Consider the following 25,764-nt stretch of genomic DNA (forward strand, 5'->3'; position numbering starts at 1 on the left):
GCGGGCTCGGACGTCCCGCGGACTCAGCGGTGCCGCGGACTCAGACGCCCTGCAGCCAGGCGGCGATGCGCCCGGGCTCGCGCACCGCGAGATCCCGGGCGTCGGCGCGGCGCGCCACCCAGCCGCGATCGACGAAGGCCTCCGCGACCGCGGCGCCCAGTCCGCCGGCGAGGTGGTGGCGCTGCTCGGTCCAGTCCGAGCACACCCGCAGCAGCGGGCGACGCCGCCGCTCGAGGTCCGCGAGGTCGATGCCCAGGGCACCGAAGGCATCGTCGGCGCGCGGTCCGAGCGCATAGGGGGCGCGGGGGACCGGAGCGCTCAGAGGATCCCCGTCGGACCGGCCGGAGCCCTCGTGGCCGTCGGTCCGCAAGAGCGCACCGCCCTCGACGAGGCCCGCGAGCACGTCGGTGCCCAGGGTCCCCGCGAGATGGTCGTAGCAGGTGCGCGCGACCCGCAGCCTCTGCCACCGCATCGAGGAGCGCAGGCCCACGGCGGAGGGTGTCTCGGACAGCGCCAGCAGCGCCTCGAGGAGGACGACCACCTGCGGATCGGCGATCCGGAACCGGCGGTGCCGCCCCTCGCGGCGCACCTCGACGAAGCCCGCATCCTGCAGCCGCGCGAGATGCGCGCTCGCGGTCGAGGCGGAGACGGACGCCGCCTCGGCGAGACGGCTCGCCGGCCTCTCGCTGCCGTCCACGAGCTCCATGAGCATGGCGGCGCGCGACGCGTCGGCGACGAGCTCGGCGACGGCGGCGATGTCGGGCAGCGGGTCCATGGAGACAGTGTGCCCCGAGGACGCTTCGCCGGCCGTCGAAGCGTCCCGCACGCAGACTCGCCCCATGACCGGAGAGCCGCGACCGCCCGCCCCCGACATCCCGATCCATGACCGCACGGGCCCGTCCCGGCTGCTGCTGCCCACGCTGTGCACCCCGATGTTCCTCGTCCTGCTGGACGTGATGGCCATGAACGTCGCGATGCCGTCCCTCGGCCGCGCCCTCGGCGTCGGCCCCGCCTCCTGGCCGCAGGTCGTCGACGCCTATACGGTCCCGCTCGCCCTCGCGCTCGTGCCGGCGGGCCTGCTCGTCGACCGACTCGGGCCCCGGCGCTCCCTGCTCGCGGGCCTGCTGGTCTGCCTGCTGGCCTGCGTGCTCGGCGGCATCGCGGGCAGCTGGGGGACGGTGCTGCTCGCGCGCCTCGTCCAGGGGATCTCCGCGGCCGTCATGCTCCCCGCCGATCTCGCCGCGCTCACCCTCACCTGGACCGAGCCCGCCCCGCGCGCCCATGCGCTGGGCCTGTGGTCCGCCGTGAGCGCGATCGCGACGGCGATCGGACCGGGCGTGGGCGGACTGCTCGTGGGCGCGGTGGGGTGGCGAGCCGTGTTCTGGGTGAACGTGCCCCTCCTGCTGCTCGCCCTCGTGGGCACCGCTCGCCTGCTCCCCGGCTTCCGCTCCGGGGCCGGGAGCGGCAGCCGGGACGTCGGAGGAGAGGCCGACGCTCCGGCCTCCGCCTCCGGCGCACCCCCGGCCCTCCGGCCGCTGCTGGTCTCGATCCTGGTCGCGGCGATGATGACGAGCGGCGCGAACGGCACGCTGCAGGCGATCACCGTTTATCTCCAGCATTCGCTGCGGCTGGCGGCCGCCCCGGCCGGAGCGGTGCTCCTGCTCGCGACCGCCCCGTTCGTCGTGCTCGGTCCGCTCTCGGGTCGTCTCGTCGCCGCGCGGGGCCGACGGGCGACGGCCGCCGTCGGACTGGTCCTGGGAGGCTGCGGCCTGCTGACCCTCGGTCACCTCGGCACCGGTGCGGACGTGGTCTCGCTCGTGCCCGCACTGCTCGGCATCGGCGTCGGCCTTGGGCTGATGACCTCGGCGATCGTGGGGGAGACGATGGCCGCGTGGCCCTCCCGTCCTGGGCTCGCGGGCGGGCTCAACAATGCGCTGCGGCAGGCGGGCACGAGCCTCGCCGTCGCCGTCGGCGGCGCGATCGCGGCGCGCAGCGCCGGAGCGGGGATGCTCGCGCGCGTGGGCGGCGCGGCGGGCACGTGGTGGCTGCTCGGGGCCGTCCTCGTGCTCTGCGCGTTCACGCGGGGGAGCAGGACGCGATGACCGGACCGTCGGCCGGACCGTGGGGCGTCACTTCTCCGCGGAGCGCTCGACGATCTGCAGGTCCAGCAGGAAGTCGACGTCGCTCGCGGGGAAGAGCAGTCGGCCCGCCGTGTCGGCCGCCTCCTGCACGGCCCGCGCCGCCGCCTCCGCCTGCGCGGCGGGGGCGTGGACGATGACCTCGTCGTGCAGGAAGTAGGCGAGGTGCGCTCGGCGCGCGAAGGCCGGGCCCGACGGCGTCGCCGCCTGCTCGGGCTCCACCGGGTCGAGCGAGGCGAGGGCGAGCCGCAGCCCCGCCATCCAGGCGAGCGCCCATTCGGCCGCCGTGCCCTGCACGACGAAGTTCCGGGTGAACCGTCCCCGATCGCGGGCCGCGCGGCGCGAGCGCTCCTGCTCGCCCTCCTGCGCATCGGGCGAGTTCGCCCGGAGCTGGGCCTCGGACCAGGCCGGGTCGGGAGGTGGCGAGGAGCGTCCCAGCCAGGTGGTGACGGTGCCGCCGCGCTCCCCGGTCGCGGCGGCGTCGTCGACCAGCCGCATGGCGCGGGGGAAGCGCTCGCGCAGGCGCGGCACCACCCGGGCGCTGTCCCCGGTGGTGCCGCCGTACAGGGCGCCGAGCACGCCGATCTTCGCCTCCTGGCGGGTGGCGACGATCCCGGCGTCGACGATGCCCGAGTAGAGGTCCTTCCCCGCGCCGGCCGCGGTCATCGCCCGGTCGTCGGACATGGCGGCGAGCACGCGCGGCTCGAGCTGGGAGACGTCGGCGCTGACCAGCCGCCACCCCGGGTCGGCTCGGAGGGACGGGCGCAGGCGCCGCGGGATCTGCAGGGCCCCGCCGCCGCTGCTCGCCCAGCGCCCGGTGACCACTCCGCCGGGCACGTACACGGGCCGGTAGCGCCCCTCGTGCACCCACTCCTCGAGCCAGTGCCAGCCGTTGGCCGTGAGCAGCCGCGACATCTTCTTGTACCGCAGCAGCGGCTCGATCACCGGATGATCGATCTCCTGGAGCTCCCATTGGGATGTCGAGGAGACGTCGATGCCGGCGCGTCTCAGCGCGCGCAGCAGGCGCGGCGGGGAGTCGATGCTCAGCAGCGGGTCGCCCAGCGCGGTGCGGACCTCGGCGGCGGCCTCCGCCATCCGCACGGGCACCTGGTCGCGTCGCGGGCGCGGTCCCAGGGCCTCGGCGAGGATTCGGTCGTGCTCGACGACGTCCCAGGGGATGCCCGCGGCGTGCATCTCCGCGGCCACGAGCGCGCCCGCGGACTCGGAGGCGAGGAGGAGCCGGAGCCGCGAGGGGTCGGCGCTGCCCGCGACCGCCGCGCGCTGGCGGCCGTGCTCGGCGAGCACCTCGTCCACGCCCTGGGGGACGCCGCCCGTGCGGCCCGCCGCGTCGAGATCGAACAGGGTCGCCCCGGAGCCGCGGCCCTCCCGCTCCGCCCCGACGAGGTCCTCGGGGGTCTCCCAGGCACGGGCCTCGATCAGCGGCGCCGCATCCGTCTCGCGCACGAGCGCCGAGCGGGAGAGGACCGTGTGGGCGAGGCGCAGGTCGTGGCAGCGACGCAGGCGCACCCCGGCGCGCAGCAGCGCCGGGCACCAGGTCGCGGCATCCGGCACGACCCAGCGCGGGGACGACGGAGGTCCCAGGGCGGCGTGGTCGTCCCCTGTCCCGCCGATCTCGATCCCGCGCGCGCGGCGCGGCCAGTCCTCGGCGGCGACCGTCTCGAGGCCCGTCTGCTCGCCCTTCGCGTCGAGCGCGACGAGCGCGATCCGGCCGTCGGCCCCGCGCGCGACGAGGATCGACGCAGGAGGGGCTCCCTCGGGGACCGGCGTGCTCACCAGCCCCGCTCGCGCCAGTCGCCGAGCTGCGGGCGCTCAGCGCCCAGGGTGGTGTCGTCCCCGTGGCCGGGGTAGACCCAGGTGCTGTCCGGCAGCACGTCGAAGATGCGGTGCTCGACGTCGTCGAGCAGCGAGGTGAAGCGCTGGGCATCGCCCTGGGTCGCGCCGACGCCGCCGGGGAACAGGGAGTCGCCCGTGAACAGGTGGTCGCCGTCCTCGCCGCCGCGCCACAGCAGCGCGATCGAGCCGGGGGTGTGGCCGCGCAGACCGATCACGTGCAGGTCGTTCACGCCCACGCGGATCAGCGCGCCGTCCTCGAGGGGCTCGTCCGTCGGCGTCGCGATCTCGGGCGCATCGGCCGCCCCCGCGAAGGTGCGGGCGCCGGTGGCCGCCACGAGCTGGGCGAGCGCGCCCACGTGGTCGTGGTGGCTGTGGGTGGTGACGATCGAGTCGAGGCGGCTCGAGGGGGAGCCCTCGCGCACCAGGCGCAGCAGACGCGGGAGGTCGGCCGCGGCGTCCACGAGGAGCTGCGCGCCGGAGACCCGGCAGGTCAGGAGGTAGCTGTTGTTGTCCATCGTGCCCACGGACGCCTTGCGGATCACGAGGGTCGTCATGCGGCGGGTGGCCGTGGGGCCGTCGACCTCGACGTGGCCGTCGTAGGCGGTGCCGGCGTGGCCACCGGTCGCGGAGACGACGTCCTCGTCCAGCGTCGGGGTGCGGTTCTCGGGCGCGGGGTGCTCGCTCATGCTCCTCAGTATGGCGCGCCGCGCGCGCCGCTCCCATCTCGCGCCTCGCCACGCGAGAATCGGCCGACGGCGTCAGCGGACATGCGCGTGTCCGCGGAGCGCGGAATCGGGGTGGCAGCGGACTCACCGGGCCCTCGCGCGTCGGTTCCCGCTCGTAGGATGGGACGTGTGAGTGACACCCTCCTGGTCCGCGGCGCACGCGAGCACAACCTCAAGAACGTCGACATCGAGATCCCGCGCGATCACCTGATCGTCTTCTCCGGGCTCTCGGGGTCCGGCAAGAGCTCCCTGGCCTTCGACACCATCTTCGCCGAGGGCCAGCGGCGCTACGTGGAATCGCTCTCGGCATACGCCCGCCAGTTCCTGGGGCAGATGGACAAGCCCCGCGTGGACCTCATCGAGGGCCTCTCCCCGGCGGTCTCGATCGACCAGAAGTCCACCAACCGCAACCCGCGCTCGACGGTCGGGACGATCACCGAGGTCTACGACTACCTGCGCCTGCTGTTCTCCCGCACCGGCGTGCAGCACTGCCCCGTGTGCGGGGCGCGCGTGACCAGCTCGAGCGCCGAGCAGATCGTGGACGTGCTTCTCGGCGAGGAGCCCGGCACCCGCTTCCAGCTGCTCGCGCCCGTGGTGCGCGGGCGCAAGGGTGAGCACGCCGATCTGCTGAGCTCCCTGCGCTCGGAGGGCTATGCGCGCGCCCGCGTCGACGGCGAGGTGCGCCGCCTCGACGAGGAGATCTCCCTCGACAAGAAGTACAAGCACACGATCGAAGTGGTCGTCGACCGCCTGGCCGCGAAGCCCGACGCGCGCCGCCGCCTCACCGACTCCGTGGAGACCGCGCTGCGCCTGGCCGACGGCCTGCTCGTCGTGGACTTCGTGGACCGCGAGGCCGACGCCGAGGACCGCTCCCGCCGCTTCTCCGAGAAGCGCGCGTGCCCCAACGACCACCCGCTCACCCTGGACGACATCGAGCCGCGCTCCTTCTCGTTCAACGCCCCCTACGGCGCCTGCCCCGAGTGCACCGGCCTGGGCATGCGCCTCGAGGTCGATCCGGAGCTCGTGATCCCCGACGAGGACCTCAGCCTCGCGGACGGCGCGATCGCGCCCTGGACCATGGGACACGCCGACCACCACCAGCAGGTGATGGCGGGCCTCGCCGAGGAGCTCGCCTTCTCCCTCGACACCCCGTGGCGGGCGCTGCCCGAGCGCGCGAAGGAGGCGCTGCTGCACGGCAACGACTTCAAGGTCCACGTGCGCTACCGCAACCGCTTCGGCCGCGAGCGAACGTACTCCACGGGCTTCGAGGGCGTCATCCACTACCTCGAGCGCCGCCACGAGGACACGGAGTCCGACTGGGCGAAGGACCGCTACGAGCAGTTCATGCGCGAGGTGCCCTGCCCCGCGTGCGGCGGCGCGCGCCTGCGGCCCGAGGTGCTCGCGGTGACCGTGGGCGACCGCTCGATCGCCGAGGTCTGCGACCTCTCGATCCGCGAGGCCCACGCCTTCCTCGGCGGCCTCGAGCTGGGCGTCAAGGAGGCGCAGATCGCCTCCGAGGTGCTGCGCGAGATCGAGGCCCGCCTGGGCTTCCTGCTCGACGTCGGCCTGGACTACCTGACGCTGGCCCGCGCGGCCGGCACCCTCTCGGGAGGGGAGGCCCAGCGCATCCGCCTGGCCACCCAGATCGGCTCCGGGCTCGTGGGCGTTCTCTACGTGCTCGACGAGCCCTCGATCGGGCTCCACCAGCGGGACAACGAGCGCCTCATCGCGACCCTCACCCGCCTGCGCGACCTCGGCAACACCCTGATCGTCGTCGAGCACGACGAGGACACCCTCAACGCCGCCGACTGGATCGTGGACATCGGCCCCCTCGCCGGCGAGCGGGGAGGCCACGTCATCCACTCGGGCGACCTCGCGGGCCTGAAGTCCAACCCCGAGTCCCTCACCGGCCAGTACCTCAGCGGGAAGCTCTCGATCCCGGTGCCGCCCGTCCGCCGGCCCATCGACAAGGAGCGCCGGGTCACCGTGCACGGTGCTCGCGAGAACAACCTCAAGAACGTCGACGTCTCCTTCCCCCTGGGCACCTTCACCGCCGTCACCGGCGTCTCCGGATCGGGCAAGTCGACGCTCGTGAACGACATCCTCTACTCGGTGCTCGCCCGCGAGCTCAACGGCGCGCGCACCGTCGCCGGCCGCCACAAGCGCGTGACGGGCCTCGAGAGCCTCGACAAGGTCGTGCACGTCGACCAGTCGCCCATCGGGCGCACCCCGCGCTCGAACCCGGCGACCTACACGGGCGTGTGGGACCGGGTGCGCACCCTGTTCGCCCAGACCTCCGAGGCGAAGGTGCGCGGCTACAAGGCCGGGCGCTTCTCCTTCAACGTCAAGGGCGGGCGCTGCGAGACCTGCTCGGGCGACGGCACCATCAAGATCGAGATGAACTTCCTGCCCGACGTCTACGTGACCTGCGAGGTCTGCCACGGGGCGCGGTACAACCGCGAGACCCTCGAGGTGCACTTCAAGGGCAAGAACGTCGCCGAGGTCCTCGACATGCCGATCGAGGAGGCCGTCGAGTTCTTCGACGCGGTCCCCGCGATCCGCCGCCAGCTGCAGACGCTCGACGACGTGGGCCTGGGGTACGTGCGCCTCGGCCAGAGCGCGACCACGCTCTCCGGCGGCGAGGCCCAGCGCGTGAAGCTCGCCTCCGAGCTGCACAAGCGCTCCAACGGCCGCACGATCTACGTGCTCGACGAGCCCACCACCGGACTCCACTTCGAGGACGTCCGCAAGCTCCTCGAGGTCCTCGGCGGCCTCGTCGACAAGGGCAACACCGTGATCGTCATCGAGCACAACCTCGACGTCATCAAGAGCGCCGACCACGTCATCGACCTCGGTCCCGAGGGCGGGGACGGCGGCGGCCGCGTGGTCGCCACCGGCACCCCCGAGGACGTCGCGCGCGTGGGCGCCTCCCACACCGGTCGGTTCCTGCTGCCGATCCTCGAGGCGGGGAGGCAGTGACCGTCCTCCATGGCTGACCCGTCGACCTACCGTCCCGCGACAGGGACCATTCCGACCTCCCCGGGCGTCTACCGCTTCCGCGACGCCGACTCCCGGGTGATCTACGTCGGCAAGGCGAAGAACCTGCGGGCGCGGCTGTCGAACTACTTCCAGGACCTCTCGGCCCTCCACGAGCGCACCCGGCGGATGGTCACCACGGCGACGGGCGTCGAGTGGACGGTGGTGCGCACCGAGGTCGAGGCGCTGACCCTCGAGTACACGTGGATCAAGGAGTTCGATCCGCGGTTCAACGTGAAGTTCCGCGACGACAAGTCCTACCCCTACCTGGCCGTGACCATGGGGGAGGAGGTGCCGCGCGTCCACATCACGCGCCGGCCCCGCACCAAGGGCGACCGCGTCTTCGGCCCCTACACGCAGGTGTGGGCGATCCGCGAGACCCTCGACCTGATGCTCCGCGTGTTCCCCGTGCGCTCCTGCACCGCCGGCGTCTACCGGCGCGCCGAGCGGTCCGGACGGCCCTGCCTGCTCGGCTTCATCGGCAAGTGCTCGGCGCCGTGCGTCGGCGACATCTCGGTGGAGGACCACCGCCGCCTCGCCGAGCAGTTCAGCGACTTCATGGCCGGCAACACCGGCGCCTATCTGCGGCGCATCGAGAAGCGCATGCGCGAGGCCGCCGCCGCCCAGGACTACGAGACCGCCGCCGGGCTGCGCGACGACCTGCAGGCGCTCGAGAAGGTCATGGAGAAGAACTCCGTGGTGCTCTCCGACGCGACCGACGCGGACCTCGTGGCCCTCGTCCAGGACGAGCTCGAGGCCTCCATCCAGGTCTTCCACGTGCGCGGCGGGAGGATCCGCGGCCAGCGCGGCTGGACCGCCGAGATCCTCGACGAGTCCGGCCCCGGCGACCTCATGGAGCGGGCGCTGGCGACCCTGTACACCGACGGGGAGGCCCCCGCCGAGGTGCTCGTGAGCGAGATGCCGACCAACGCGGACCAGGTGCAGGAGCTCGTCGGCCGGCGCGTCGACCTGCGCGTGCCCCGCCGCGGGGAGAAGAAGGAGCTGCTGGAGACCGTCGGCGCCAATGCGGAGGAGGCCCTGCGCCTGCACCGGCTGCGCCGCACGGGCGACCTCACGGCCCGCACCAAGGCCCTCGAGGACCTCGGGGAGGCGCTGGACCTCGCGGAGCCCCCGCTGCGCATCGAGTGCTTCGACATCTCCCACTCCCAGGGGACGAACGTCGTCGGCTCCCAGGTGGTCTTCGAGGACGGGCTGCCCAAGAAGAGCGAGTACCGGCGCTACTCCGTGACGGGGGAGGCCGCGCGCGACGACACGGCCTCCATGTACGACGTGATCCGCCGGCGCCTCCAGCGGCACCTCGATCCCGCCCCCGCCGACGACGAGGACTCCCGCCGCTTCGCCTACCCGCCCGCGCTGATCCTCGTCGACGGCGGGCAGCCGCAGGTCGCGGCCGCGCAGCGGGCCTTCGAGGACCTTGGCGTCACCGACATCGCCCTCGCCGGCATCGCCAAGCGGCTCGAGGAGATCTGGCTGCCCGGCGACGACTACCCGGTGATCCTGCCCCGCACCAGCGAGGCGCTGTTCCTCGTCCAGCGCCTGCGCGACGAGGCCCACCGCTTCGCGATCTCCTACCACCGCTCCAAGCGCGGCCGCGCCATGCAGGCGAGCGCCCTGGACGGCGTGCCCGGCCTGGGGCCGGCCCGTCGGCGGGCGCTGCTCGACCGCTTCACGACGGTCGCGAACATCCGTGAGGCCGATGCGGAGACCCTCCAGGAGGTCCAGGGCATCGGCCCGCAGCTCGCCGCGCAGGTGCTCGCGACCCTGCGCGGGGAGGAGCCCGGCCCGGCGGTCGACATGGCGACGGGCGAGATCCTCGAGTGACCCGCGGGGCGTCCGGGCGATCCTCACCACGGATCCCTCGGCGTCCATCCGCGGGCGGTACCCTTCACCAGCACGAGGACGATGACGACGGCCCTCGACCCCGAGCTCGACCCCGACCCCTGACCCCGACCTCGACGAAGGAGCAGCATCCATGTCGCAGGACAGCAGCGTCCCGGAGTCCGCGCCCGCCGAGGGCGCGCCGGAGCCGGAGCCCGATCGGGCGGCGCCGCCGGGCGACGTCGTGATCATCACGGGCCTCGCAGGCGCGGGGCGCGAGACGGCCGCCCACGCCCTCGAGGACCTGGGCTGGTACGTCGTCTACAACATCGCGCCGCAGCTGATCCCGCGCCTCTACGAGCTCCAGCAGCAGGCCGAGGGCCGCGAGACCCGCTTCGCCGTGGTCGTCGACCCCCGCTCCGGCCCGTTCTTCTCCGAGCTGTCCCAGGTGATCGAGCAGATGCGCGCCTCCGAGATGCGGGTGCGGCTGGTCTTCCTCACCGCCGACGAGCACACGCTCGTGCGCCGCTTCGACTCCGTGCGCCGCCCCCACCCGCTGCAGGGGGAGGAGGGCGTGCTCGAGGGCATCCGCCGCGAGCGGGAGATGCTCGCGCCCTACCGGCGCCTCGCCGACGTCGCGATCGACACGTCCCCGCTGAACGTGCACCAGCTGACGATGAAGATGCGCACCACCTTCGGCTCGCACAGCGAGCAGGCGCTCACCGTGAACGTCATGTCCTTCGGCTTCAAGTACGGGATCCCGATCGAGGCCGATCACGTCAGCGACGTCCGCTTCATCCCCAACCCGTACTGGGTGCCCGAGCTGCGCTCCCAGCGCGGCACCGATCCGGCGGTCGCCGAGTTCGTGCTCGCCGACCCCAACGGCGCCGAGTTCGCCGCCCGCTACCTCGACATGATCCGTCCCGTGCTGCGCGGTTACTCGGCGGAGAACAAGCACTTCACGACGATCGCGATCGGCTGCACGGGCGGCAAGCACCGCTCGGTCGCGATGGCGGAGAAGATCGGGGAGGACCTGCGCCAGGCGGGCTTCGCGGTGCGCGTGCGCCACCGGGATCTGGGGCGCGAGTGACCGCCGCCGGACTGCCCCCGCACCTGCGACGCGGTTCGCGCAGCGGCCCCCGCCGCGCCCTGTCCTCGCCGCGCCGCGCGGTCGCCCTCGGCGGCGGCCACGGGCTCGCCGCGAACCTGCGGTCCCTGCGCCTGCTGGTCGACGACATCACGGCCGTGGTCACGGTCGCGGACGACGGCGGCTCCTCGGGGCGCATCCGCGCCGAGCTGCCCGTGCTGCCCCCCGGGGACCTGCGGATGGCGCTCGCGGCGCTGTGCGAGGACTCCGACTGGGGCGCCTTCTGGCACGACGCCGTCCAGCACCGCTTCGTCACCGACGGCGACCTCGACGGCCACGCCCTCGGGAACCTCATGATCGTGGCCATGTGGCAGATCCTCGAGGACCCGATCGCGGGCCTGGACCGGATCGGCGAGCTGCTCGGCGCCCGCGGGCGCGTCCTGCCCATGGCGCTGGACCCCCTGGACATCGAGGCGCAGGTGGCCTTCGCGGACGGCACCCGCGGCACGGTGCGCGGCCAGGCGCAGGTCGCGAAGGTCCCCGGGCGGGTCGAGTCGATGCGGCTGATCCCGGAGCGGCCCCGGGTGCCCGAGGAGGTGCTGCGCGCGATCGCGGAGGCCGACTGGGTGATCGTCGGCCCCGGCTCCTGGTACACCTCGGTGCTGCCGCACCTGCAGATCCCCGAGATCGCGGAGGCCCTGCGCACCACCCGCGCCCACCGCTGCGTGGTCATGAACCTCTCCTCGGGGGGCGAGGAGATCGAGGGGATGCGCAGCACGGACCTGCTGCGCGTGCTGCTGGACAGCGCGCCCGAGACGAGCTTCGACACCGTGATCGCCGACCCGACGGCCCTCGAGGACGCGGTGGAGCTCGCGGAGTTCGCGCGCACACGAGGAATACGTACCCTGCTGAGGCAGGTGAGCGTGGGCGGCGGGGTGCCGGTCCACGACCCCGTGCGGCTCGCCGCCGCCTACCGCGACGTGTTCGACGGCGTGTACGGGGATGTCGAGGGGACGCAGGACGAGGAAGAGGGGACTCAGCATGGCATTGACCGCTGACGCCAAGGAGGAGCTGTCGCGGATCGACGTGGCGCGCCCGTCGGCCCGGAAGGCGGAGGCCGCGGCGATGCTGCGCTTCGCCGGCGGCCTGCATCTGCAGGGCGGGCGCGTGGTGATCGAGGCCGAGGTGGACAGCACCGCGACCGCGCGGCGGCTGCGCGCGATCATCGCCGACGTCTACGGGCACGGCAGCGATATCGCGGTGCTCGCACCGTCGGGGATCCGGCGCTCGACGACGTACATCGTGCGCGTGCACGGCGACGGCGCGGTGCTCGCCCGCCAGACGGGCCTGCTGGACGCCCGCGGCCGTCCCGTGCGCGGGATGCCGCCGGCCGTCGTCGGCGGCGCCGCGGTGGACGCCGAGGCTGCCTGGCGCGGCGCGTTCCTCGCCCGCGGCTCCCTCACCGAGCCGGGCCGCAGCTCCGCGCTCGAGCTCGGCTGCCCGGGGCCCGAGGTCGCGCTCGCGATGGTGGGCGCCGCCCGGCGCCTGGGCATCGCCTCGAAGGCCCGCGAGGTCCGCGGCGGCGACCGCGTGGTGCTGCGCGACGGCGACGCGATCGCCGCCCTGCTCACGCGCATGGGCGCCCATCAGACCGTCCTGGTGTGGGAGGAGCGGCGCACGCGCCGCGAGGTCCGCGCGACCGCCCACCGCCTGGCGAACTTCGACGACGCCAACCTGCGTCGCTCGGCGCGGGCCGCGGTCGCCGCGGGGCAGCGCGTGGAGCGCGCGCTGGAGATCCTGGGCGACGAGGTCCCCGAGCACCTGCGCGAGGCCGGACGCCTGCGCGTCGAGCACCGTCAGGCGAGCCTCGAGGAGCTCGGCCGCCACGCCGATCCGCCGATGACCAAGGACGCGGTCGCCGGTCGCATCCGCCGCCTGCTCGCGATGGCCGACAAGCGCGCCGAGGAGCTCGGCGTCCCCGGCACCGACGAGGTCAACGAGGGCGGCGAGGACGCGCGCTCCTGAGCCGGGAGCCGCGCTGCGGTCCAGGGAGCGGACCCGTTCCGACGTGACCCAGTGCATTGATAGACTGATCCGCGGTCGTGATCGTCGTCTCGGGTTCCCGGGAGGCGCCGCGGTCGTCCGAGCGTACGAGGGCGTGCGCGACACACATCCCCGCAGCCTCCTGGGCTGCGATCCAAGGAGGAACCGTGACCACTAAGGTCGGAATCAACGGATTCGGTCGCATCGGGCGCAACTTCCTGCGCGCCGCCCTCGAGCAGGGTGCCGACATCGAGGTCGTGGGCGTCAACGATCTGACGGACAACGCGACGCTCGCCAACCTCATCAAGTACGACTCCATCGGCGGCGTGCTGCCCTACGAGGTCAGCCACGACGACGACTCCATCACCGTCGGCGACCTCACCTTCAAGGCCTTCGCCGAGCGCGACCCGAAGAACATCCCGTGGGGCGAGATCGGCGCGGACGTCGTCATCGAGTCCACCGGAATCTTCACCGACGCCGAGAAGGCCAAGGCCCACCTCGAGGGCGGTGCGAAGAAGGTCATCATCTCCGCTCCCGCGAAGAACGAGGACGCGACCTTCGTCATCGGTGTGAACGAGGGCGACTACGACCCGGCGAAGCACGACATCGTCTCGAACGCCTCTTGCACCACCAACAGCCTCGCCCCCGTGGCCAAGGTGCTGAACGACGAGTTCGGCATCGTCAAGGGCCTCATGACCACGGTCCACGCCTACACCTCGGACCAGGTCCTGCAGGACGGCCCCCACAAGGATCCGCGCCGCGCCCGCGCCGCCGCTCTGAACATTGTGCCCACCACGACCGGCGCCGCCAAGGCCGTCGCGCTCGTGCTGCCCGAGCTCAAGGGCAAGCTCGACGGCTACTCGCTGCGCGTGCCGGTCCCCACCGGCTCGATCACGGACCTCACCTTCGAGGCCTCCCGCGAGGTCACCGCCGAGGAGATCAACGCCGCGGTGAAGAAGGCCGCCGAGGGCCCGCTCAAGGGCATTCTGCGGTACACCGAGGACCCGATCGTCTCCAAGGACATCGAGCACGATCCGCACTCCTCGATCTTCGACAGCCAGCTCACCAAGGTGAACGGCAACCTCGTCAAGGTCTTCACCTGGTACGACAACGAGTGGGGCTTCTCCAACCGCCTCGTCGAGCTCACCTCGCTCGTCGGCAAGAGCCTCTGACCCTCTCCCTCACGGAGAACGGGTCCGACGGAGCCCGTCCGGCGCCGCCCCTGCGAGGCGCGGCCCGGGCGGGCTCCGTCGCACGCACCCCTCGACACTAGGAGCCACCCCGTGCTGAAGACCATCGCGTCGCTCGGCGACCTGCGCGGCAAGCGGGTCATCGTCCGCGCCGACCTCAACGTGCCGCTGGACGGCACCACGATCACCGACGACGGCCGCATCCGCGCCGCCCTGCCCACGATCTCGACGCTCACAGGCGCCGGTGCGCGCGTCGTCGTGATCTCCCACCTCGGCCGCCCCAAGGGCGTGCCCGAGGAGAAGTACTCGCTGCGCCCCGTCGTCGGGCGGCTGTCCGAGCTCCTCGGCGCCGACGTCGCCTTCGCGACCGACACCGTGGGCGACAGCGCCCGGCAGACCGTGGACGCCCTCGCCGATGGCCAGGTCGCGATCCTCGAGAACCTCCGCTTCAACCCGGGGGAGACCGCGAAGGACGAGGCCGAGCGCCGCGCCTTCGCCGAGCAGATCGCCGCGCTCGGCGACGCCTTCGTCTCCGACGGCTTCGGCGTCGTCCATCGCAAGCAGGCCTCCGTGTACGAGCTCGCGCAGATTCTGCCCTCGGCCGCGGGCGAGCTCGTGACCAGCGAGGTCGAGGCCCTGCGCAAGGTGACCGACGACCCGGAGCGCCCCTTCGTCGTGATCCTCGGCGGCGCCAAGATCGCCGACAAGCTCGGCGTCATCGAGAACCTGCTGACCAAGGCCGATCGGATTCTCATCGGCGGCGGCATGGCGTACACCTTCCTCAAGGCCCAGGGCCATGAGATCGGCAAGTCCCTGCTGGACGCCGAGCGCGTCGACACCGTGCGCGAGTACCTCGAGACGGCGCAGCGCAACGGCGTCGAGCTCGTGCTGCCCGTGGACACGGTCGTCGCCCGGGAGTTCTCGGCCGACGCGGAGCCGACGACGGTCCCCGCCGACCAGATCCCCGCCGACCAGGAGGGCATGGACATCGGCCCGAGGACCGCGGAGCTGTTCGCGGAGAAGATCGCCGATGCGCGCACGATCTTCTGGAACGGCCCGATGGGGGTCTTCGAGTTCGAGACCTTCGCACGGGGCACGAAGGACGTCGCGACTGCCCTCGCCGACGCCGACGGCTTCACCGTGATCGGCGGCGGCGACTCCGCGGCCGCCGTCCGCACCCTGGGCTTCGACGAGTCCGCGTTCTCGCACATCTCGACCGGCGGCGGTGCGAGCCTCGAGCTGATCGAGGGCAAGGAGCTGCCGGGCATCGCCGTCCTGGAGGAGGACCACGCATGAGCACCACCCGCACCCCGCTGATGGCGGGCAACTGGAAGATGAACCTCGACTGGAAGCAGGGCCTGTCCCTCGTCGAGGATCTGGGCGACGCCCTCAAGGGCCTGGACACCTCCGCCGTCGAGGCGGCCGTGCTGCCCCCGTTCGTGGACCTGCGCACCGTGCAGACGGCCGTGGACGCCGGGAAGCTCCCGATCTCCTACGGGTCCCAGGACGTGTCGGAGCACGAGTCCGGCGCCTTCACCGGAGAGGTCTCGGCCTCCATGCTCACGGCCCTCGGCGCGACCTACGCGACCATCGGCCACTCCGAGCGCCGCCAGTACCACGGTGAGACCGAGCAGATCACCAACGCCAAGGTGAAGGCGGCCCTCGGCGGCGGTCTGACCCCCATCCTCTGCGTCGGCGAGCCGCTCGAGGAGCGGAAGGCGGGCACGCAGGTCGAGTACACGCTCGCGCAGCTCGAGGGCGGCCTCGAGGGCGTCGACGCCGCACAGGTCGGCTCCCTCGTCGTCGCCTACGAGCCGGTCTGGGCGATCGGCACCGGCGAGGTCGCGACCCCGGATGACGCCCAGGAGGTCTGCGGAGCGATCCGCGACTGGGTGCGCACTGCCCACGGCGAGGCCGCGGCCGACGCCGTGCGCGTCCTCTACGGCGGCTCCGTGAAGTCCTCGAACGTCGCCGAGCTGATGACGAAGCCCGATGTCGACGGCGCCCTCGTGGGCGGGGCCTCGCTGAAGGCCGACGAGTTCGCCAAGATCGTCCGCTACCAGGACGCCTGAGCGGCACGACCGGACGAGGAGCCGAACGGCTCACATCCGGCGGGGCGGGTCCGGCGACGGATCCGCCCCGTGTCGTATCCTGGCGCAGTTCCAACGTCCCGTGAGGAGTGTCCGTGGACCTCAACCTGCTCAAGCTGATCCTGCAGATCGTGCTGGCGATCACCGGCATCGCAGTGATCCTGCTGGTGCTGCTGCACCGCGGCAAGGGCGGCGGCCTGTCCGACATGTTCGGCGGCGGCGTGTCCTCGTCCGCGAGCGCCTCCGGCGTCGCCGAGCGCAACCTCGACCGCCTCACGGTCACCCTCGCCGTCGTCTTCGGCGCCGCGGCCGTGGGTCTGGGAGTGCTCGAGCGCTTCATGTGATGCTCCGGCGCGCGGCGCGCGCATGAGTCAGCCGTCCGAGAGGCCGGGAGGATGCGATCCTCCCGGCCTCTCGCATTCCCGGAGGGACAGGGTGCCCGACGAGGCGATGAGGCTCGCCGTCGCACAGCGGGTCACACAGCGGGACAGCGCACAGAGAGAGGGCCCGACCGCGCCACGTGCGCGGTCGGGCCCTCTCGGTGCTCCGGGCGGTCGTCCCGGTGCGGCCTGCTCGTCAGCCCTTCCGCAGGCCCGTCGCCGAGGACTCGTCGAGGTACCAGGTGGTGGACTCGAGCCCGCGCACCGAGGAGGCCGGGACCTCCCACGGGTCGATGCCCTCGTGGGCGCGCGCGACCGCCTCGGCCTTCTCCTCGCCGGCGGCGAGCAGGCCCACGTGGCGGGAGGAGTTCAGCACGGGCCAGGTCAGCGACACCCGCAGCGGCGGCGGCTTGGGGGAGTCGACCACGGCCACGGCGCTCGCGCCGTCGAGCTGCTGCGCCGGATGGCGCGGGAACAGCGAGGCCACGTGGCCGTCGGGGCCGACGCCCAGCAGCAGCACGTCGAAGAACGCCTCGCCGCGGGTGCGGAACGGACGGTCGCCGCCCGCGCGGTCCAGCTCCTGGCCGTACCAGGCGGCGGCCTCGTCCAGGGACATGCCGCTCGAGGTCGAGGGGACCGGATGCACCTTGCCGGGCGCGAAGGCGATCTTCTCGAGGAAGCCGACGCGCACCGCCTGGTCGTTGCGGTCCTCCGAGTCGGCGTCGACGAAGCGCTCGTCGCCCCACCACACGTGCACGGCGGCCGGGTCGACCTCGTGCTCGACGAAGGCGATGGGAAGGGCATCGGCGGTGGCGGTGCCGATGGTGCCGCCGGTGACCACGAGGTGCGCCTCTCCGCGTGCGGAGATCGCCTCGGCGAGGCGGGAGGCCACGTCGTCGGCGGCGCGCACGGCGGCGGCCTCGAGGGACTCCGAGACGGCGTCCGTCGGCTCCGGCTTGCCCTTCGCGAAGGTGGAGGCGTCCTCGACCTTGGAGAAGGCGTGGGCGAGGACCTCGCCGTAGACCTCGTCGGGATCGAGGCGGCGCAGCTCCTCGGCGAGCAGCTCGTAGAGGGAGCTGGCGGGCACGGGGACGCGCTGGTCCTCCTGGTCGCCGGGCAGGGAGATGATGACGCTGTCGCCGTCGCCGCGGCGCAGGGCCACGGTCCCGTCCTCGCGCTCGAAGACGAGGGACTGGGGGCCGGCGGGGCAGCCGTCGACGGTCTCGATGTCGACCTCGAGCCCGAGCTCGAGGGCGAGCCACGCGGCCAGCAGGCGCACCGAGGGATCGCCCGCGGGTCCGGCGACGCTCACGCTGCGCGGGAGGGAGATCGGCGGGGTCTCGTAGGCCGTGGCGGCCAGTCCGCGCCAGCGGGTGATGCGGGCCCAGGAGAGGTCGGAGTCGCCGCTGGAGTAGCCGCGGCGCAGGCGCTTGAGCGTCGCGTCGGGGTCGCTCGAGGAGGCTGCGTCGGTGATGCGGCGCTGGGAGATCGACCCCAGGACGTCGTGGACCGGGGACGAGGGAGCGTCCTCGGGCCACCAGGTGACGATCGGGGCGTCGGGAAGCAGCAGCGGGGTGATGAGCGTGTCCAGGCTGGACATGACCTCGCCGCGGGCGCGGAGGATGACGATCTCGCCGGCTCCCGCGTCGCGGCCCACGCGGATCTCCGCGTCCAGTCCGGTCTCGGCGTCGGTGTCGGCATCGACCACGATGACCCGCGAGGGGTGCTCGTGGCTGGCCTGCACGGCGGCCTGCAGGGGCTGATCGATGTCCTCCCCGGTCGCGACGATGATCAGCGTGAGCACGCTGCCCACGGTGGTCGCGCCGAAGGTCTCGCGCATCTGCGTCATCTTCTTGTCGACGGCGGATGCGGTGGTGTCGTTCAGGGTGGTGATCACGGTCGCCTCCAGGCGCGTCCGTCGCGCGTGAGCATCTCGTTGGCGGTCTCCGGGCCCCAGGTGCCGGGGCGGTACGGAGCGGGCGGAAGGTTCTTCGCCCAGTAGTCGGTGATCGGGTCGAGGATCTCCCAGGACAGCTCGACCTCCCGCTGGCGCGGGAACAGCGGCGGGTCTCCCAGGAGCATGTCCAGGATCAGCCGCTCGTAGGCCTCGGGCGATTCCTCGGTGAACGAGGACCCGTACTGGAAGTCCATGTTCACGTCCCGCACCTCCATCTGGGTGCCGGGGACCTTGGAGCCGAACCGCATGGTCACGCCCTCGTCGGGCTGGACGCGGATCACGATCGCGTTCTGGCCGAGATCCGCGGTGTCCGTGGAGGAGAACGGCAGGAACGGCGCGGACTTGAAGACCACGGCGATCTCGGTGACGCGGCGGCCCAGGCGCTTGCCCGCGCGCAGGTAGAACGGGACGCCCGCCCAGCGGCGGGTGTTCACGTCCAGGCGCATCGCGGCGAACGTCTCGGTCGTGGAGTCGGCGGGGATGCCGTCCTCCTCGAGGTACCCCTTGACCTCCTCGCCGCCCTGCAGACCCGCGACGTACTGTCCGCGGGCGGTGTGCAGGGAGAGGTCCTCGGGCAGGGAGATGGCCTCCAGGACCTTCTCCTTCTCCGTGCGCAGCTCCTTCGCGTCGAAGGAGATGGGCTCCTCCATCGCGGTCAGCGCGAGCAGCTGCAGGAGGTGGTTCTGGATGACGTCGCGCGCGGTGCCGATGCCGTCGTAGTAGCCCGCACGCGAGCCGATGCCGATGTCCTCGGCCATCGTGATCTGCACGTGGTCCACATAGTTGGCGTTCCAGATCGGCTCGAACATCTGGTTCGCGAAGCGGAACGCGAGGATGTTCTGGACCGTCTCCTTGCCCAGGTAGTGGTCGATGCGGAAGACGTCCTCCGGGCGGAAGACCTTCTCCACGACGTCGTTGAGCTCCTTCGCGGAGGCCAGGTCGTGCCCGAAGGGCTTCTCGATGACCACTCGCCGCCAGGAGCCGTCCCGCGGGGTGTTCAGTCCCGAGTTCGCCAGCTGCGAGCAGACCTGCGGGAACGCGTCCGGCGGGATCGAGAGGTAGAAGGCGTGGTTGCCGCCCGTGCCGCGGGTGCGGTCCAGCTCCTCGACGACCTCGGTGAGCTTCTGGAAGGCGGCCGTGTCGTCGAAGGTGCCGGTGACGAAGCGCAGACCGCCGCGCAGCTGCTCGAAGGTCGACTCGTCGAACTCGGTGCGGGCGTGCTCGGTCACGGACGTGCGCACGTAGTCGGCGAAGTCGTCATGGCTCCAGTCGCGGCGGCCGTAGCCGACCAGGCCGAAGCTCGGCGGCAGCAGACCCCGGTGGGCCAGGTCGTAGATCGCGGGAAGGAGCTTCTTGCGGGCGAGGTCTCCGGTGACGCCGAACATCACCATCGAGCTCGGCCCCGCGATCAGCGGCAGACGCCGATCACGGGGATCGCGCAGCGGATTGCGCGGAGTGGGGGTCGTGTTCACGATCATCCTTCCGGCACGTGGCGGAGCCGACCCGTCGGGGGCGGCTCCGCCGTGTGCTCGATGGAGTGAGGGCCGCGGCCCCTCCTCTCCGCGCGGCGTCGCGGGCGGCGCTCAGGAGCGGACGGGGGAGGGGAGGCGGCGGGGTGGGGTCAGGCCGAGGCCGAGGCGATCTGCGCCGCGACGGTCTCGAGCAGCTCGTTCCAGGCCTTCTCGAACTTCTCGACGCCCTCGCGCTCGAGGACGGCGTAGACGTCGTCGAGGTCGACGCCCGCGGCGGAGATCTTCTCGAGGTCCGCGGCCGAGGCCTGCGCGGCCTCCGCGTCCAGCGCCTTCCCGGGCTCGGAGTGGTCGGCGACCGCGTCGAGCGTCTTCTCCGGCATCGTGTTCACGGTGGGGGAGGCGACCAGCTGGTCGACGTACATGGTGTCGGCGTACTCGGGGTTCTTCACCCCGGTGGAGGCCCACAGCGCGCGCTGCACGTGGGCGCCCTTCGCGGCGAGCTTCTCGAAGCGCTCCGAGGAGAACTTCTCGAGGTACACGCCGAAGGCCACGCGGGCGTTCGCCACGCCGGCCTTGCCGCGCAGCTCCAGGGCGTCCCCGCCCAGCTTCTCGAGGCGCGCGTCGATCTCGGTGTCGAAGCGCGAGACGAAGAAGGAGCCGACCGAGCGGATGGTCGAGAGGTCGATGCCGGCGGCGTCGGCCTTCTCGAGGCCCGCCAGGTAGGCGTCGATGACCTCGCGGTAGCGGTCCACGGAGAAGATGAGCGTCACGTTGACGCTGATGCCAGCGCCGATCACCTCGGTGATGGCCGGCAGGCCCTCCTTGGTGGCGGGGATCTTGATCATCACGTTGCTGCGGTCGACGACCTCGCTGAGGTGGTGGGCCTGCGCGATCGTCTTCTCGGTCTCGTGCGCCAGGCGCGGGTCGACCTCGATCGAGACGCGGCCGTCCTGGCCCTCGGTGGCCTCGGCGACCGGGGCGAAGAGGTCCGAGGCGGCGCGCACGTCGTCGGTCGTGAGCTTCTCGACGACCGCGTCGACGTCCTTGCCGGCCTTCGCGAGCTCGGCGATGTCAGCGTCGTAGTCCTGGGCGCCGGAGATCGCGGCCTGGAAGATCGAGGGGTTGGTGGTGACGCCCACGATGTTCTTCGTGTCCACGAGCTCCTGGAGGTTGCCGGAGGTCAGGCGGCCGCGGGAGAGGTCGTCCAGCCAGATCGACACGCCGGCGTCGGAGAGGGCCTGGGTGCGGGTGTTCTGGGTCATGAGGGGAATCCTTCCTCGGCGCGCGCGGCGCCGATCAGATCATGGGGAGTCGGAGACGGACGGTCGTCGTGGATGCGCGGGGCAGGTCCGGGGCCCGAGGGCCGACGGCGGGCTCCCGCGCGGGCACGGCGAGAAGAGGGGGCGGGACCTCTGGGGTCCCGCCCCCGTCGGCGGATCAGCTGCGTGCGGCCTCGATGGATTCCTTCGCGGCGGCCACCACCGCGTCGGCCGTGAAGCCGTACTCTCGGAAGAGCGTGGCCGCGTCCGCGGAGGCGCCGTAGTGCTCGAGGCTGACGGCGCGGCCCGCGTCGCCCAGGTACTTGAACCAGGACTGGGCGATGCCCGCCTCGACGCTCACCCGGGCGCGGACGCCGCGGGGGAGGACCGACTCGCGGTAGGCCTCGTCCTGGTCCTCGAACCACTCGACGGACGGCATGGAGACCACGCGGGTCGGCGTGCCGGCCTCCTCGAGCTGCTTCTGCGCCTCGACGGCGTACTGCACCTCGGAGCCGGTGGCGATGAGGATGACCTCGGGCTCGCCGCTGCCGGCGTCCTTGAGGACGTAGCCGCCCCGGGCGACGCCGTCGGCGCTCGCGTACTCGCCGCGGTCCAGCGTCGGCAGGGCCTGGCGGGAGAGGATCAGGCCGATCGGGCGCTCGCGGCGCTCGATCGTCGCCTTCCAGGCGGCGGCCGTCTCGTTGGCGTCGGCCGGGCGGACGACGTCCAGTCCCGGGATGGCGCGCAGCGCGGCGAGGTGCTCGACCGGCTGGTGGGTGGGGCCGTCCTCGCCCAGGCCGATGGAATCGTGGGTCCACACGTAGATGTTGTCCACGCCCATCAGGGCCGAGAGGCGCACGGCGCCGCGCATGTAGTCCGAGAACTGCAGGAACGTGCCGCCGTAGGCGCGGGTCAGCTCGTCGAGGTTGATCCCGGAGAGGATCGCGCCCATGGCGTGCTCGCGGATGCCGAAGTGCAGCGTGCGGCCGTACTCGTCGCCCGAGAACTCCTTGGTGGAGCGCTCGGCGGGGATGAAGGAGGGCTCGCCGTCCATGGTGGTGTTGTTCGAGCCGGCGAGGTCGGCCGAGCCGCCCCAGAGCTCGGGCAGCACGGGGGCGAGGGCGTTGAGCACCTTGCCGGATGCGGCGCGGGTGGCCAGGCCCTTGGCGTCGGCCTCGAAGACGGGCAGGGCGTCGGCCCAGCCGTCGGGGAGGTCACCGGCGACGAGCCGGTCCAGCAGCGCGGCGCGATCCGCGTTGGCCTCGCGCCAGCTCGCGAGCTTCTCGTCCCAGGCGGCGTGCGCCTCCTTGCCGCGCTGCACGAGCTCGCGGGTGCGGTCGAGGACCTCGGCGGGGACGTCGAAGGTCTTCTCGGGATCGAGCCCGAGCGCCTTCTTGAGGCCCGCGACCTCCTCGTCGCCCAGGGCGGAGCCGTGGGAGGCGCCGGTGCCCTGCTTGGTGGGGGCGGGCCAGGCGATGACGGTGCGCAGGGCGATGAAGGACGGCTTGTCGGTGACCTTCTTGGCGTCCTCGATCGCGGCCTTGAGGGCGGCGACGTCCTCGACGTACTGGGTGCCGCCGTTGGTCCAGTCGACGCGGTGGACGTCCCAGCCCAGCGCCTCGTAGCGGGCCGCCGTGTCCTCGGTGAAGGCGATGTCGGTGTGACCCTCGATCGAGATGTCGTTGTCGTCCCAGAGGACGATGAGGTTGCCCAGCTCCTGGGTGCCGGCGATCGAGGAGGCCTCGTTGGTGACGCCCTCCTGCATGTCGCCGTCGGAGGCGATCGCGAAGGTGAAGCGGTCGAAGGGGCTCTCGCCCGCGGGGGCCTCGGGGTCGAACAGGCCGCGCTCGCGGCGCTGGGCCATGGCCATGCCGACGGCGGTCGCGAGGCCCTGGCCGAGCGGGCCGGTGGTGGTCTCGACGCCCTTGGTGTGGCCGACCTCGGGGTGACCCGGGGTCTTCGAGCCCCAGGTGCGCAGGGACTCGATGTCCTCGAGCTCGAGGCCGAAGCCGCCGAGGTAGAGCTGGATGTACTGGGTGAGGCTCGAGTGACCCGCGGAGAGGACGAAGCGATCGCGGCCCAGCCACCCGGTGTCCGAGGGGTCGTGGCGCATGATGTCCTGGTACAGCAGGTAAGCGGCCGGGGCGAGGCTGATCGCCGTCCCCGGGTGGCCGTTCCCGACCTTCTGGACGGCGTCCGCCGCGAGGGTGCGCACCGTGTCGATCGCGCGCTTGTCCACGTCGGTCCAGCCGTCGATTCCCTTGAACGATTCGCTCACGAGTTGTTCTTCCTTCCGTCAGGAGCTGCAGGAGCGGCTCGCGTCGCCCGGGTCCCGGGGCGCGCCGCTCAGCGACTATTCGATCCTATCGCCCCGCCCCGTGGCCAGGGGTTGCCGCGACTTCTCGTGGGACGCGCATCCGGTGAGCCATGTCATGCGAGGTCAGGGACTCTCACGTCCCGAGCAACGGATCGGGCGGTCGCGAAGATGTCCCGAGGTGACGAGAGGCACGCGGTGTGGCGCGTCGAGCATCGCGGCGGCGGTCCGCAGGGCCGCCCGCCGGGTAGTATCGGGCCCGTTCGCCCCCTCGGCGCAGACGCGTCGGTCGCAGCAGGAAGGACGGTGGACGGTGACCGCTCCCCACGGCACCCCCGCTCCCGGGACCGCCCGGCGCACCCCGCAGACGTCGCAGACCCCCGGGTCGGAGCCGGCCCCGGCCGCCTCGACCGCCCCGGCCCCGTCGGGCCCCGCGGGCCGCCGCGGCATCGGCCGCACCGTGCGCGCCTACGTCGCGCTCACCAAGCCGCGGATCATCGAGCTGCTGCTGATCACGACGATCCCCACCATGTTCCTCGCGGCCGGGGGCTTCCCGCACCCGCTGCTGATCCTCGCGACGATGATCGGCGGCTACCTCGCCGCCGGCGGCGCGAACACGCTGAACATGTACCTGGACCGCGACATCGACGCGAAGATGAAGCGGACGAAGAACCGTCCGATCGTCACCGGTGAGGTCTCCCCGCGTGCGGCCGTCGTCTTCGGCGTGGTGCTGTCGATCGCCTCCGCCCTCTGGCTGGGCCTGCTCGTGAACTGGGCCTCGGCCGTGCTCGCGATCGCCGCGATCCTGCTGTACGTCCTCTTCTACACGATGTTCCTCAAGCGCCGGACCTCGCAGAACATCGTCTGGGGCGGGATCGCCGGCTGCATGCCCGTGCTGATCGGCTGGTCGGCCGTCACGGGGACGGTCTCCTGGACCGCGTTCCTGCTGTTCCTGGTCATCTTCTTCTGGACGCCGCCGCACTACTGGCCGCTCGCCGAGAAGTTCACCAAGGACTACGAGACCGCCGGCGTGCCCATGCTCCCCGTGGTCAGCTCCCGCACGAACGTCGCCCACCAGATGGTGCTGCACAGCGTGCTCATGGTCGCCTCGAGCCTCGCGATCATCCCGCTGGGGCACACCGGCTGGGTCTACGCGGTCGCCGCCGTGGCCTCGGGCGCCTGGTTCCTCTTCCTCGTCATCCGCTACGCGGTGCGCACGCACAAGGGTCTGACCGGGAAGAAGCTCGGCCCGATGGTCGTCTTCCACGGCTCGATCACGTACCTGACGCTGCTGTTCGTGGCGCTCGCGATCGACCCGTTCGTCCGCTTCTGAGCAGCTGGGCCGAGCCCGTGGTCGCCACCGACGCCGACCCCGCCGAGGTGCGCACGGGCGACGCCCGCGACCTCGAGCAGTACCTGAGCCATCTGCGCGTCGAGCGCGGCCTGTCCGAGAACACGCTGGCCGCCTACCGCCGCGACCTCACCCGCTACCTGCGCCACCTCGCCCGCGAGGACCGGGCGCTGCACGCGATGACCCCGGAGGACGTCTCGGCCTGGCTGCGCACGGTCCGCTCGGGGGCCGACGGGGGATCGGCGCTCGCGGCCTCGAGCGCCGCACGCGCGCTGGCCGCCGTCCGCGGCCTGCACGCCTTCCTCGACGCCGAGCGCACCTCGAGCACCGGCGACCCCACGCGGCTGCTGCCCGCCCCGAGCCGTCCGCGCACCCTGCCCCACCCGATCACGATCGACGAGGCCGCCCGGCTCGTCGAGGCCGCGGGTCGTCCCGGCACAGGTGCTCTCTCCGCCGAGCGCGCCCTGCGGGACCGGGCCCTGCTCGAGGTGCTCTACGGGCTCGGCGCACGCATCTCCGAGGCGATCGGCCTGGACGTCGACGACGTCGATCCGCTCGAGCGCGCGGCGGTGCTGCGCGGCAAGGGGGACAAGCACCGCGTGGTGCCCGTCGGGCGCTTCGCCCTCGAGGCGCTGGAGGCGTATCTCACCCGGGCCCGGCCCTCCCTCGCCTCCCGGGGACGGGGCACCCCGGCGATCTTCCTGGGCTCGCGCGGCACCCGTCTCACCCGGCAGGCGGCCTGGCAGATCGTGCAGCGCGCCGCGGCCGACGCGGACCTCGAGGGCGCGATCGGCCCGCACACCCTGCGCCACTCCTTCGCGACCCACCTCCTGCACGGCGGCGCCGACGTCCGCGCGGTCCAGGAGCTGCTGGGGCACGCCTCGGTCACGACCACTCAGCTCTACACCCAGGTGACGGTCGACTCCCTGCGCGAGGCCCACGCGGCCGCCCATCCGCGCTCCCGCGACCGGACCTGAGACGGGGCCGAGCGCCCGCGGGAGCGGCGTCGCGGCTCCGCCGGGCGGGACC

The 25,764-nt window shown here is 72.6% G+C and carries 19 protein-coding genes; 12 read left to right on the plus strand and 7 right to left on the minus strand.

Translation table 11 applies throughout. The features are described from left to right. Nucleotides 1-40 precede the first annotated feature (40 nt). Entirely contained in the window at nt 41-775 is a 735-nt protein-coding gene (locus tag I8D64_RS00835) for a metalloregulator ArsR/SmtB family transcription factor (protein WP_200500628.1), read from the minus strand. Nucleotides 776-839: 64 nt separating this feature from the next. Between I8D64_RS00835 and I8D64_RS00840 the strand changes: the two genes are divergently transcribed. Then, the gene (locus I8D64_RS00840; protein WP_200500629.1) at nt 840-2,102 is read left to right on the plus strand and encodes an MFS transporter; all 1,263 of its coding nucleotides are present in this window, start codon (nt 840-842) and stop codon (nt 2,100-2,102) included. Between the two features lie 27 nt (nt 2,103-2,129). On the opposite strand, the gene I8D64_RS00845 is transcribed toward I8D64_RS00840, so the two are convergent. Both I8D64_RS00845 and I8D64_RS00850 read right to left on the minus strand, forming a co-directional pair. After that, nucleotides 2,130-3,932, minus strand: coding sequence for a bifunctional 3'-5' exonuclease/DNA polymerase (locus tag I8D64_RS00845; RefSeq protein ID WP_343068374.1), 1,803 nt, complete (start codon nt 3,930-3,932; stop codon nt 2,130-2,132). Beyond that, complete coding sequence (locus tag I8D64_RS00850; RefSeq protein ID WP_200501218.1) at nt 3,929-4,546, minus strand: MBL fold metallo-hydrolase; 618 nt, start codon at nt 4,544-4,546, stop codon at nt 3,929-3,931. Before I8D64_RS00850 ends, I8D64_RS00845 begins: the two co-directional genes overlap by 4 nt. 300 nt (nt 4,547-4,846) lie before the next feature. Here I8D64_RS00850 and uvrA point away from each other — a divergent pair, with 300 nt between their 5' ends. The 9 genes from uvrA to secG all read left to right on the plus strand — a co-directional run bounded on the left by uvrA (nt 4,847) and on the right by secG (nt 16,346). Continuing rightward, a complete protein-coding gene (gene uvrA / locus I8D64_RS00855; RefSeq protein WP_200500630.1) occupies nt 4,847-7,696 on the plus strand; it encodes an excinuclease ABC subunit UvrA in 2,850 nt (949 codons plus the stop codon). Between the two features lie 9 nt (nt 7,697-7,705). Continuing rightward, nucleotides 7,706-9,595 carry an excinuclease ABC subunit UvrC gene (uvrC, locus tag I8D64_RS00860; RefSeq protein WP_200500631.1) on the plus strand — a complete coding sequence of 630 codons (1,890 nt, stop codon included), beginning with the start codon at nt 7,706-7,708 and terminating at the stop codon, nt 9,593-9,595. Between the two features lie 151 nt (nt 9,596-9,746). Beyond that, nucleotides 9,747-10,682, plus strand: coding sequence for an RNase adapter RapZ (rapZ, locus tag I8D64_RS00865; protein WP_200500632.1), 936 nt, complete (start codon nt 9,747-9,749; stop codon nt 10,680-10,682). Further along, nucleotides 10,679-11,737 carry a gluconeogenesis factor YvcK family protein gene (locus tag I8D64_RS00870; protein WP_425490254.1) on the plus strand — a complete coding sequence of 353 codons (1,059 nt, stop codon included), beginning with the start codon at nt 10,679-10,681 and terminating at the stop codon, nt 11,735-11,737. The genes rapZ and I8D64_RS00870 overlap by 4 nt, the downstream gene beginning before the upstream one ends. Next, the gene (gene whiA / locus I8D64_RS00875; RefSeq protein WP_200500633.1) at nt 11,721-12,704 is read left to right on the plus strand and encodes a DNA-binding protein WhiA; all 984 of its coding nucleotides are present in this window, start codon (nt 11,721-11,723) and stop codon (nt 12,702-12,704) included. The genes I8D64_RS00870 and whiA overlap by 17 nt, the downstream gene beginning before the upstream one ends. Nucleotides 12,705-12,889: 185 nt before the next feature. Further along, on the plus strand, nt 12,890-13,894 hold the full coding sequence (gene gap / locus I8D64_RS00880) for a type I glyceraldehyde-3-phosphate dehydrogenase (protein ID WP_200500634.1): 1,005 nt from the start codon (nt 12,890-12,892) through the stop codon (nt 13,892-13,894). A gap of 111 nt (nt 13,895-14,005) precedes the next feature. Then, the gene (locus tag I8D64_RS00885; protein ID WP_200500635.1) at nt 14,006-15,208 is read left to right on the plus strand and encodes a phosphoglycerate kinase; all 1,203 of its coding nucleotides are present in this window, start codon (nt 14,006-14,008) and stop codon (nt 15,206-15,208) included. After that, on the plus strand, nt 15,205-15,984 hold the full coding sequence (gene tpiA, locus I8D64_RS00890) for a triose-phosphate isomerase (RefSeq protein WP_200500636.1): 780 nt from the start codon (nt 15,205-15,207) through the stop codon (nt 15,982-15,984). The genes I8D64_RS00885 and tpiA overlap by 4 nt, the downstream gene beginning before the upstream one ends. Before the next feature lie 113 nt (nt 15,985-16,097). After that, nucleotides 16,098-16,346 (plus strand): preprotein translocase subunit SecG, encoded by a 249-nt coding sequence (secG, locus tag I8D64_RS00895; RefSeq protein ID WP_200500637.1) that lies wholly within the window; start codon nt 16,098-16,100, stop codon nt 16,344-16,346. 232 nt (nt 16,347-16,578) lie between these two features. Here secG and pgl read toward each other — a convergent pair whose 3' ends face one another. The 4 genes from pgl to tkt all read right to left on the minus strand — a co-directional run bounded on the left by pgl (nt 16,579) and on the right by tkt (nt 23,348). After that, on the minus strand, nt 16,579-18,279 hold the full coding sequence (gene pgl / locus I8D64_RS00900; protein WP_200500638.1) for a 6-phosphogluconolactonase: 1,701 nt from the start codon (nt 18,277-18,279) through the stop codon (nt 16,579-16,581). Then, the gene (gene zwf, locus I8D64_RS00905) at nt 18,276-19,817 is read right to left on the minus strand and encodes a glucose-6-phosphate dehydrogenase (protein WP_200500639.1); all 1,542 of its coding nucleotides are present in this window, start codon (nt 19,815-19,817) and stop codon (nt 18,276-18,278) included. Before zwf ends, pgl begins: the two co-directional genes overlap by 4 nt. 143 nt (nt 19,818-19,960) lie before the next feature. Beyond that, nucleotides 19,961-21,073, minus strand: coding sequence for a transaldolase (tal, locus tag I8D64_RS00910; RefSeq protein WP_200500640.1), 1,113 nt, complete (start codon nt 21,071-21,073; stop codon nt 19,961-19,963). 175 nt (nt 21,074-21,248) lie between these two features. Further along, nucleotides 21,249-23,348, minus strand: coding sequence for a transketolase (tkt, locus tag I8D64_RS00915; protein WP_200500641.1), 2,100 nt, complete (start codon nt 23,346-23,348; stop codon nt 21,249-21,251). A gap of 349 nt (nt 23,349-23,697) precedes the next feature. Between tkt and I8D64_RS00920 the strand changes: the two genes are divergently transcribed. Together I8D64_RS00920 and I8D64_RS00925 are read left to right on the plus strand one after the other, a co-directional pair. Beyond that, complete coding sequence (locus tag I8D64_RS00920; protein WP_425490255.1) at nt 23,698-24,717, plus strand: heme o synthase; 1,020 nt, start codon at nt 23,698-23,700, stop codon at nt 24,715-24,717. Between the two features lie 17 nt (nt 24,718-24,734). Further along, nucleotides 24,735-25,712 carry a tyrosine recombinase gene (locus tag I8D64_RS00925; RefSeq protein WP_343068375.1) on the plus strand — a complete coding sequence of 326 codons (978 nt, stop codon included), beginning with the start codon at nt 24,735-24,737 and terminating at the stop codon, nt 25,710-25,712. The last annotated feature ends 52 nt before the right edge of the window (nt 25,713-25,764 follow it).

Origin of the sequence: Brachybacterium halotolerans (assembly GCF_016623465.1) — a bacterium.
Lineage (GTDB): Bacteria > Actinomycetota > Actinomycetes > Actinomycetales > Dermabacteraceae > Brachybacterium > Brachybacterium halotolerans.